General features: G+C 72.3%; 12 protein-coding genes. All 12 read right to left on the reverse strand.

From position 1 onward, the window contains the following. A partial coding sequence (gene ptsP, locus WQ56_RS17190; protein WP_047138366.1) for a phosphoenolpyruvate--protein phosphotransferase occupies positions 1-1,477 on the reverse strand: 1,477 nt, incomplete at its 3' end. A 58-nt stretch (positions 1,478-1,535) separates the two neighbouring features. Then, positions 1,536-1,805, reverse strand: coding sequence for an HPr family phosphocarrier protein (locus WQ56_RS17195; RefSeq protein ID WP_047138367.1), 270 nt, complete (start codon positions 1,803-1,805; stop codon positions 1,536-1,538). Between the two features lie 42 nt (positions 1,806-1,847). Further along, positions 1,848-2,240: a PTS system fructose IIA component family protein gene (locus tag WQ56_RS17200; RefSeq protein ID WP_047138368.1), complete on the reverse strand. Its 393-nt coding sequence runs from the start codon at positions 2,238-2,240 to the stop codon at positions 1,848-1,850. 109 nt (positions 2,241-2,349) lie between these two features. Then, entirely contained in the window at positions 2,350-3,219 is an 870-nt protein-coding gene (gene rapZ / locus WQ56_RS17205) for an RNase adapter RapZ (protein WP_047138369.1), read from the reverse strand. Beyond that, on the reverse strand, positions 3,216-4,175 hold the full coding sequence (gene hprK, locus WQ56_RS17210) for an HPr(Ser) kinase/phosphatase (RefSeq protein WP_047138370.1): 960 nt from the start codon (positions 4,173-4,175) through the stop codon (positions 3,216-3,218). Before hprK ends, rapZ begins: the two co-directional genes overlap by 4 nt. Then, complete coding sequence (locus WQ56_RS17215; RefSeq protein ID WP_047138371.1) at positions 4,172-4,645, reverse strand: PTS sugar transporter subunit IIA; 474 nt, start codon at positions 4,643-4,645, stop codon at positions 4,172-4,174. Before WQ56_RS17215 ends, hprK begins: the two co-directional genes overlap by 4 nt. 199 nt (positions 4,646-4,844) lie before the next feature. After that, positions 4,845-5,171, reverse strand: a complete 327-nt coding sequence (raiA, locus tag WQ56_RS17220) for a ribosome-associated translation inhibitor RaiA (RefSeq protein WP_047138372.1) — start codon at positions 5,169-5,171, stop codon at positions 4,845-4,847. A gap of 134 nt (positions 5,172-5,305) precedes the next feature. After that, on the reverse strand, positions 5,306-6,751 hold the full coding sequence (locus tag WQ56_RS17225; protein WP_047138373.1) for an RNA polymerase factor sigma-54: 1,446 nt from the start codon (positions 6,749-6,751) through the stop codon (positions 5,306-5,308). 36 nt (positions 6,752-6,787) lie between these two features. Further along, a complete protein-coding gene (lptB, locus tag WQ56_RS17230) occupies positions 6,788-7,507 on the reverse strand; it encodes an LPS export ABC transporter ATP-binding protein (RefSeq protein ID WP_047138374.1) in 720 nt (239 codons plus the stop codon). Then, the gene (gene lptA / locus WQ56_RS17235) at positions 7,507-8,061 is read right to left on the reverse strand and encodes a lipopolysaccharide transport periplasmic protein LptA (protein ID WP_047138375.1); all 555 of its coding nucleotides are present in this window, start codon (positions 8,059-8,061) and stop codon (positions 7,507-7,509) included. Before lptA ends, lptB begins: the two co-directional genes overlap by 1 nt. Further along, positions 8,039-8,602, reverse strand: a complete 564-nt coding sequence (gene lptC / locus WQ56_RS17240) for an LPS export ABC transporter periplasmic protein LptC (protein WP_047138298.1) — start codon at positions 8,600-8,602, stop codon at positions 8,039-8,041. The genes lptA and lptC overlap by 23 nt, the downstream gene beginning before the upstream one ends. Then, positions 8,599-9,043, reverse strand: a 445-nt coding sequence (locus tag WQ56_RS18910) for an HAD family hydrolase (protein WP_047138376.1), incomplete at its 5' end; no start/stop codon positions are given. The genes WQ56_RS18910 and lptC, both read right to left, overlap by 4 nt.

Genomic DNA, 9,043 nt, shown 5'->3' on the forward strand with positions numbered 1-9,043 from the left:
CGCGCACGATGCCGTGCAGCAAGCGGATCACCGCCGGGTGCAGCGGCGAGTACAGGTCGCCGAGCGCGTCGTTGTTGCGGTCGGCGGCCAGCAGGTACTGGACCAGGTCGTTGGTGCCGATCGACAGGAAGTCGAGTTCGCGCACGAACGTGGGCAGGGCGATCGCCGCCGACGGCACCTCGATCATCGCGCCCAGCGCGATGCGCTCGGCGGTCTCGTGGCCCTCGGCGCGCAGGTCGCGCTGCACGCGTTCGAGCAGCCGGCGCACCGCGACGATTTCCTCGCGGCCGCTGACCATCGGCACCAGCACGCGTACCGGACCGTAGCCCGAGGCCCGCGCGATCGCCCGCAGCGGGGTCTCCAGCAGCCCGTTGCGCGCCATCGACAAGCGCACGCCGCGCAGGCCCAGCGCGGGATTGGGTTCGTGGCGCAGCGCCAGGCCGGTGTCGTCGGCCTTGTCGGCGCCGATGTCGAGCGTGCGGATCGTCACCGTACGGCCGGTCATGCCCAGCACCAGGTCGCGGTAGGCGCGGAACTGCGCGTGCTCGTCGGGCACCTCGCGGCTCTGGAGGAACAGGAATTCGGTGCGGTACAGGCCGACGCCGGCCACGCCCAGCGCGTGCGCCTCGGCGACGTCCTCGCGCGACTCGGCGTTGGCCCACAGTTTCATGTCGACGCCGTCGAGCGTCTTGCTCGGCTCGCGCCGCAGCCGACGCAATTGCTTGCGCTCGCGCTTCTCCTCGCGCACCCGCGCGCGGTAGGCGCGCAGGTCGTCGGCATTGGGCTCGACGACGATCTCGCCGGTGGCGCCGTCGACGACCAGCACCGCGCCGTCGTTGATCTGCGCCAGCGCCTGCGGCGCGTTGACGATCAGCGGCAGCTGCAGGCTGCGCGCCAGGATCGCCGAGTGCGACAGCGTGCTGCCGGTCGAGGTGACGATCGCCAGCACGCCCTGGGCCTGCAGCCGGCCGATCTCCGCCGGCGCGACCGCGTCGGTGACCAGGATCTCGCCGGCCACGCCCTGCAATTCGGCCTCGTGCGCGTGCAGCGCCGCGTGCACGCGGCCGATGACGTGGTCGATGTCCTCGATGCGGCTGCGGAAGTAGGCATCGTCCATGCCCTCGAACACGGCGGCCAGGCGGTCGCGCTGCAGGCGCAGCGCGTAGTCCGCGCCGTAGAGCCCGGTGCCGACCAGTTCGTCCAGGCCCTGCAGCAGTTCCGGGTCGTCGAGCAGCAAAGTGTGCAGGTCGAGAAACTCGCCGACCTCGTGCGCCAGTGCGCCGTGCAGCTGGTCACGCATCGTGCGGATCTCGCCGCGGACCTGGCCGATCGCGGCGTGCAGCCGTGCGAGCTCGGCCTGCGCCTGCTCGGGGCCGATGCGTTCCTCGGCGACCTCGAGCGCGTGCGGCTCACGCACGCGCGCCCGCCCGAGCGCGTTGCCGCGCGAGGCGCCGTGCCCGTGCAGCGACTGCCGCATCAGGCGCGCCCGCCCGCGACCGGACGGGACGTCGCGCGTGCGGCCGGCGGTATGCCCATCACCCCTCCTCGTCGAACCGTCGCTCGAACAGCGCGGCGGCGGCCTCCATCGCGGCCGCCTCGTCGTCGCCCTCCAGGCGGAGCACCACGCGCGTACCGTAGCCGGCGGCCAGCAGCATCACCCCCATGATGCTCTTGGCGTTGACCTCGCGGCCCTTGGCGACGAGCGTCGCGTTGCAGCGGAAGCCCGAGAGCACCTGCACCAGCTTGGCGGTGGCGCGCGCGTGCAGTCCGAGCTTGTTGGCGACGAGCAGTTCACGTTCGATCATCGGGGGCGGGGCCTGTCCTGGGGGCGGCGGAAGGGAGGGGCGTCAGGCGTCGTCGAGGACGACACCGTTGCGGGCGCCCGCCGCCGCGGTGGCCGGCAGCGCGTCGAGCGCCTGCTCAGGATAATTCATCACCCGCAGCAGCATCGGCAGGCTCAGCGCGGAGATCCGCCGCGCCGGCGTACCGAGCCGGGCGAGCTGGGCGGCCACATTGCTGGGGCTGGCGCCGTAGAGATCGGTGAGGATCAGCACGCCGTCGCCGTCGTCGACGGTGCGCATCGCCGCGCTGGCCCGGGGCAGCGACACCTCGGGTGCTTCGTCGAACGGGACTTCGAATACTGCGGTGCGCAGCGGCAGTTGCGTCATCAGGCGCACGGCCACCGCGTGCATCGCGGTGCCGATGCCTTCGTGGGTCAAGAGGAGTACGCCGACGGCCATGCGTGGACGTTAGCAGAGCGGGGGGATCGCCCGGAAGCGCCGTGGCCGCGATGCTGCGTCTCTGGGCGCCGTTCGGCGCGATGTGGCGGCGCAGCAATCGGCGCGGCGCTCAGTCGAGTTCGCGATGCCAGGTCGCCACGTCCTGCCAGCCGCGCTCGCGCGCGTGGCGCGCCAGCGCCTCGGCCAGGTACACCGAGCGGTGGCGGCCGCCGCTGCAGCCAAACGCGACGGTGACGTAGCTGCGCGTCGCGCTGCGCATGCGCGGCAGCCAGGTGTCGAGGAACTGCGCGACCTGGGTCGCGAACTCGCCGACCTCCGGATGGCCCTCGAACCACGTGCGCACGTCGACGTCACGGCCCGACAGCGGACGCAGGCGCGGGTCCCAGTGGGGGTTCGGCAGCGCGCGCGCGTCGAACACGAAGTCGGCATCGGGCGGCACGCCGCGCCGGTAGGCGAACGATTCGAACAGCAGCGACAGCGCGTCGTGGTCGGTGAGCTGCAGTTCGGTGACGATGCGCCGGCGCAGCTGGTGGACGTTGAGGTCGCTGGTGTCGATCACGGTGTCGGCCAGCGCCCGCAGCGGCCGCAGCAGCGTGCGTTCGAGCGCGATCGCGTCGGCCAGCGACAGGCCGGCGCGGCTGAGCGGATGGCGGCGGCGGGTGTCGGCGTAGCGGCGCAGCAGGATCTCGTCGCCGGTCTCGAAGAACACCAGCCGGGGGTCCAGGCCCATGCGGCCCACCTCGGCCAGCCACGTCGGGATCCGCGACAGGTCGGTGTGCCGGTTGCGCACGTCGATGCCGACCGCGAGCCGCCGCGGCGGCTCGTCGGTACGCGTCACGTTGCCGACGAACTCGGCCAGCATCCCGGCCGGCAGGTTGTCGACGCAGTAGAAGTCCAGGTCCTCGAGCGTGCGCAGCGCGACCGACTTGCCGGCGCCCGACAGGCCGCTGACCACGTACAGCAGCGGAGCGTCGGTCATGGCGCGCCCCGTTCGAGGAACTGCGAATGCCGCGCCAGGAACGCCGCGGCCGGGTCCAGGCCCTTAGTGCGCAGCACGTGCGTGCGGGTGGCGGCCTCGGCGAGCACCGCCAGGTTGCGACCGGGCATGACCGGCAGCGTGATCAGCGGCACGTCCAGGTCGAGCACGCGACGGATGCCCAGGTCGCCGGTCAGCCGCACCATGCCGTCGCCGTCGCCGGCCAGCGGATCGGCATTGGGCCGGCTCAGGTGCACGATCAGCCGCAGGTACTTGTTCCGCTTGACCGCGGTGTCGCCGAACATCTCGCGGATGTTGAGCACGCCCAGGCCGCGCAGTTCCAGCAGGTCCTGCAGCAGTTCGGGGCAGGTGCCGTCGAGCACGTCGGGCGCGATCTGGGTGAACTCGGGCGCGTCGTCGGCGACCAGGCGGTGGCCGCGGGTGATCAGCTCCAGCGCCAGCTCGCTCTTGCCCGAGCCCGACTCGCCGGTGATCAGCACGCCGATCGAGTAGATCTCCATGAAAACGCCGTGCAGCGTGATCCGCGGCGCGAGCACGCGCGCCAGGTGGTACTGCAGCAGGTTCAGCAGTTCGTGGCCGCGGTTGGGCGAGCTCCACAACGGCGTCTGCGCTTCCTCGGCCGCCTCGCGCAGGTCCTCGGGGCAGGGTTGGTCCTTGCTGATGACCAGCGCCAGCGGGCGGTACTGGACGATGCGCTCGATGGTCTCCCAGCGCAGCCGCGAGTCCAGGCCGTCGAGCCAGGCCAGCTCCTCGGTGCCCAGGATCTGCACCTTGTTGGGATAGATGATGTTGAGGTAGCCGGCGAGCGAAGGGCGGCGCGCGATCGTCTCGACCGCCTCGAGCGTGCGCTGCGCGCCGTGCTGGCCGGCCAGCCAGCGCAGGCCCAGCCGGTCGTGCAGCTGGGCGAACAGTTCCTGGGCCTCGATGGTCGCGTTCATGCGCCCGCCGCGGTCGTCGGCGCGACGTCGTCGAGCAGCAGCGCCTGCAGCGCATGCCGGTCGTGCGCGCCGCGCAGCGCGTCGCGGAAGCCGGCGTCGGAGAAGCGCTCGACCAGGCCCGACAGGAACTGCAGGTGCTGCTCGACCAAGTGCTCGGGCACGCACATCGCGAACACCAGGTCGACCGGCTCGCCATCGGCGGCGCCGAAGTCGATCGGCGTCGACAGGCGCAGGAACGCGGCGCGCGGCTCGTGGAAGGCACCGCTGCGCGCGTGCGGGATCGCGACACCGCGGCCGATGCCGGTGCTGCCCAGCCGTTCGCGCTCGCGCAGCGCGCGGCCCAGCAGCGGGGTCGTGGTCGGGGAGCTGCCGGCGAGCAGGCGCGCAGCGGAGTCCAGTACGACGTCGCGGGAACCGGGCGCGACCAGCATCACGATGCGGTCGGCCCAGAGCAGATCGGAAAGGGACATGCCGCGCGAGCCCGAGGGCGGTTTCGTGGGGCCTGCAGTCTAGCCCGTTTCGATGCGGGCCAGTCCCGGCCCGGGCGGGCGACGGGCGATGCGCGCCCGGGGGCGACAGGGAACGCGCGGCGGCGCGGTGATCGCGCGCTCGGCGGTGCGATCACCGCGCGACCGGCCGTCGTGCGACGGCCGGCCAGCGGTGCGTCGGTCAGCCGAACGTGCCGTCGCGGGCGGGATTCTCGCCGCGGTGGTGGTCGACGATCTTCTTGCGGTGCTTGACGACGATCCGGTCGAGCTTGTCGGTCAGCAGGTCGATCGCGGCGTACATGTCGATCGCGCTGGCGTCGACGTGCTGCGTCTTGCCGGCGATCGTCAGCGTCGCCTCGGCCTTGTGGTCGGGCTTCTCCAGGCTGAGCTGGACGCGGACCTCCAGCGGGCCATCGAAGTGCCGGGAGAGCTTCTGCAGCTTGGTCTCCACGTACTCGCGCAGCGCGGGCGTCACTTCGATCTGATGGCCATGGGTCTCGACGTGCATCGGCAACCTCCTTCACGGTGGGAAACGGACCGCCGGCGGACGTCGCGGCGGTCCAGGGTCAGGGTAGCGCGGCCGGCGCGGCGGACAAGCGGCGGCCGGTCGCACCCCTGGGACCATCGTGCGGGGCGGGAAGTTCAGGCGATGCGAACGCGTTCATGCGACGAGGCGATCTGCATCGCCTCGCGGTACTTGGCCACCGTGCGGCGCGCGACCGGGACGCCGGCCGACTTGAGCAGGTCGGCCAGCCGCGCGTCCGACAGCGGCTTGCGCGGGTCCTCGGCGTCGACAAGGCCGCGGATCATCTGCTGGATGGCGGTGCTCGACGCCTCGCCGCCGCCCTCGGTGCCGATGCCCGAGGCGAAGAACGCCTTGAGCGGCAGCGTGCCGCGCGGGGTATGCACGTACTTGCGCGCGACCGCGCGCGAGACCGTCGACTCGTGCATGCCGATCTCCTCGGCGACCTCGCGCAGCGTCAGCGGCCGCAGCGCGCGCTTGCCGAACTCCAGGAAGCCCGACTGCTGGCGGACCAGGCAGCGCACGACCTTGAGCAGCGTCTGCCCGCGCGCCTCGAGGTTGCGCAGCAGCCAGCGCGCCTCCTGCAGCCGCCCGCGCAGGTAGCCCGCGTCGCTGCTGCAGGCGTGGTCGATCATGCGCTCGTAGCCGCGGTGGATCGTCAGCCGCGGGAACGGCTGGCCGGCCAGCGCGACGCGCCAGACGCCGTTGTGCCGGCTGATCACGCAGTCGGGAGTGACGTAGCTGTCATGCGGTACGCCGCCGATCCGGGCGCCGGGGCGCGGATCGAGGCTGCGCAGCAGCTGCAGCGCGGTCTGGGCCTCGTCGAGCGTGCGCCCCAGCGCGTCGGCCAGGCCCTGCGGGCCGAGCCGGGGCAGGCGTTCGATGTGCTCGGCGGCCGCGCGCAGCGCGAGCGCACGGCCGGGGGTGTCGTCGGGAAGCGGTTCGAGCTGCAGCCGCAGGCATTCGCCCAGGTCGCGCGCGCCGACGCCCGGCGGGTCGAAGCGCTGGATCCGGCACAGCACGGCGGCGATCTCGGCGACGGTGGCGCGGGTCTCGGGCAGCAGTGCGCCGGCGATGTCCTCGAGCGTCTCGCGCAGGTAGCCGTCGTCGTCGATCGCGTCGATCAGCGCGATGCCGATGTTGCGGTCGCGCGCCGACATCGGGCTCAGGTGCAGTTGCCAGGACAGGTGGTCGCGCAGGTCCTCCGACTGCACGATGCGGTCGGCCGGATCCAAGTCGCCGTCGGCGTCGCCGCCCTGTCCGCCGCGCGCGGACCAGCTCTCGTCGCCGTCCCAGGCCGGCGCACCGGAGGCGTCGTCGTGCATCGTCTCCGGCCGGTCGCCGGTGCCGTCATCGTCAGCCGCGGCGCCGTCGCCGCGCTCGGTCGGTGTCGAAGTGCCGGGTTGCGCGGCGTCGTCCCAGTCGAGCAGCGGATTGCTCTCGACCGCGGCCGCGATCTCGGTCTCCAGTTCCACCGCCGAGAGCTGCAGCAGGTGCAGCGCCTGACGCAACTGCGGCGTCAGGACCAGGTGTTGCCCCTGCGATGTCTGCAAACGTGGCTTCATCGTCCCCGGAACTCCATGGCCGGATACGCGGGCACGTTACAGACGGAAGGATTCTCCAAGGTAAACGCGGCGCACGTCCGGATTGGCCAGCAGCGCCTCGGGAGCCCCCTGCGCGAGCACGCCGCCATCGCTGAGGATATACGCGCGGTCGCAGATTCCCAAGGTCTCGCGGACGTTGTGGTCGGTGATCAGCACGCCGATGCCGCGTTCCTTGAGGTGGGTGACGATGCGCTGGATCTCGCCGACGGAGATCGGATCGACGCCGGCGAAGGGCTCGTCGAGCAGGATCATCCGCGGGTTGGCCGCGAGCGCGCGCGCGATCTCCACGCGGCGCCGCTCGCCGCCCGACAGGCTGGCGCCGGCCTGGTCGGCGACGTGGGTGATCTGCAGCTCGTCCATCAGGTCGGCCAGCGTCTTGTCGCGGCCCGGCTTGTCGAGGTCCTCGCGCAGCTCCAGCACCAGCATGATGTTGTCGGCCACGCTGAGCTTGCGGAACACCGACGGCTCCTGCGGCAGGTAGCCCACGCCGCGCTTGGCGCGGGTGTACATCGGTTCGGCGGTGATGTCGTGGCCGTCGAGCACGATGCGCCCGGCGTCGGCCGGCACCAGTCCGACGATCATGTAGAAGCAGGTGGTCTTGCCGGCGCCGTTGGGACCGAGCAGGCCGACGACCTCGCCCGATTCGAGCGTCAGCCCGAACTCCTTGACGACCTCGCGCTGCTTGTAGCGCTTGCGCAGTCCTTCGGCGACGAGCATCAGCGGCCGCCCTGCGGTGCGGGCTGCGCGGCGGGCGTGGCGGGCTGTTGCGCCGGCTGGCGGTTGCGCGGTTCGAACTGCATGCGCACCCGGCCCTGGCCGTCGCCGCCGCCCTGCACCTGCCCGGTGGACATGTTGTAGACGATGCGCTCGCCCTCCATGCGGCCGCGGCCGGGCTGGTTGACGACCGCGTTGCCGGTCAGCACGACGGTGTCGCTGGGCATGTTGTAGTCGGCCTGGGCGGCGGTGGCGTCGACCCAGCCGCCATCGTCCATCTGCTGCTTCATCCGGACCGGGCCGCCGGTCAGGATCACGCGCTGGAACTCGCCGCCGCGGCGGCGCACGTCGGCGCGCGTGGCCTGGATCTCCAGCGTGCCCTGGCTGATCGTTACGCCGTTGGTGAACAGGCACGGCAACTGCTCGTTGCTGACCGAGCAGTCGCTGCCGCCGGCATCGACCGACAGCGTCTGGTTGCGGTCGGAGGCCTTGGCCAGGACGGCGCCGGGCGCGAGCGCCAGGACGAGGAGCAGGCTAGCGGCGGGAATTGGGTTCATTGCGGAATTTGACCTGGGAAAGGAGTTCGATCCGCCCCGACTCGAGATCGGCGCGCATGCCGGTGCCCTGCATTGTAGAACCGGGCTGGACCACGTCCACGTGCGCGTCGGAAGCGGCCTGGTTGCGCTGCGGGAACACGTCGAGCGCCTCGGTGCGCATCGTCGTGGGCCGCGGCGCGCCGTCGGGGCTGGTCGCGGTGACGGCGCCGCGCAGCCGGACCTGCTCGTTGTCGTCCGACACCCAGCCGGTCTTCGAACGTACCTGCCAGTGGCCGCCGGACTCGGCGGGGATGTTGAACACCGGCGTCGTCAGCTCCAGCGTGCGCGCACCGGGAGTCTGCTGCAGCTCCGGCGCCTGCACCGCGAACGCCTCGCGGCCGTCGCTGTCGAGCGCGACGAGGTCGAAGTCGCGCAGCAGGTAGTCGGTGCGGTCGTCGGCGGGGCCCTCGACCGCGAGCGTGTCCTTCTGGCGCCAGGCCGACCAGCCCGACACCAGCGCGCCGGCGAGCAGCAGCAGCGTGAGTCCCAGGCGCCAGTTCACGACACCCGTCCGTCGGCGTGGATCGTCGCCAGCCGGCCCTGCGCGTGCAGGATCAGATCGCACAACTCGCGGCCCGCGCCGCGGCCGCCGGCCGCGCGGGTGCGCCAGTGGGCGGCGGCGACCGCGCAGGCGTTGGCGTCGGCCGGCACGACGGCCAGGCCCGCGGCACGCATGGCACCGACGTCGGCGAGGTCGTCGCCCATGAACGCGACCTCGTCGCCGTCGAGACCGAGTTCGGCGCACAGCGCCGCGACCCGTTCGCGCTTGTCGGCGACGTGCACGTGCGCCTGCACGCCCAGGTCGGCCGCGCGCCGCTCGACGATGCCGCCCGGGCGCGCGGTGACCATCGCCACGGCGATGCCGGCCTTGCGCAGCAGCACCAGGCCCTGGCCGTCGTGGACGTGGAAGGTCTTGATCTCGCGGCCGTCGCTGTCGAAGCCG

Origin of the sequence: Luteimonas sp. FCS-9, from assembly GCF_001014645.1 — a bacterium.
Taxonomy (GTDB): domain Bacteria; phylum Pseudomonadota; class Gammaproteobacteria; order Xanthomonadales; family Xanthomonadaceae; genus Luteimonas.

Excerpts from the sequence above, each read along its gene's own strand:
- WQ56_RS17195 (WP_047138367.1), bottom strand. The coding sequence starts at position 1,805 with ATGATCGAACGTGAACTGCTCGTCGCCAACAAGCTCGGACTGCACGCG.
- WQ56_RS17200 (WP_047138368.1), bottom strand. The coding sequence starts at position 2,240 with ATGGCCGTCGGCGTACTCCTCTTGACCCACGAAGGCATCGGCACCGCG.
- rapZ (WP_047138369.1), bottom strand. The coding sequence starts at position 3,219 with ATGACCGACGCTCCGCTGCTGTACGTGGTCAGCGGCCTGTCGGGCGCC.
- hprK (WP_047138370.1), bottom strand. The coding sequence starts at position 4,175 with ATGAACGCGACCATCGAGGCCCAGGAACTGTTCGCCCAGCTGCACGAC.
- WQ56_RS17215 (WP_047138371.1), bottom strand. The coding sequence starts at position 4,645 with ATGTCCCTTTCCGATCTGCTCTGGGCCGACCGCATCGTGATGCTGGTC.
- raiA (WP_047138372.1), bottom strand. The coding sequence starts at position 5,171 with ATGCACGTCGAGACCCATGGCCATCAGATCGAAGTGACGCCCGCGCTG.
- WQ56_RS17225 (WP_047138373.1), bottom strand. The coding sequence starts at position 6,751 with ATGAAGCCACGTTTGCAGACATCGCAGGGGCAACACCTGGTCCTGACG.
- lptB (WP_047138374.1), bottom strand. The coding sequence starts at position 7,507 with ATGCTCGTCGCCGAAGGACTGCGCAAGCGCTACAAGCAGCGCGAGGTC.
- lptA (WP_047138375.1), bottom strand. The coding sequence starts at position 8,061 with ATGAACCCAATTCCCGCCGCTAGCCTGCTCCTCGTCCTGGCGCTCGCG.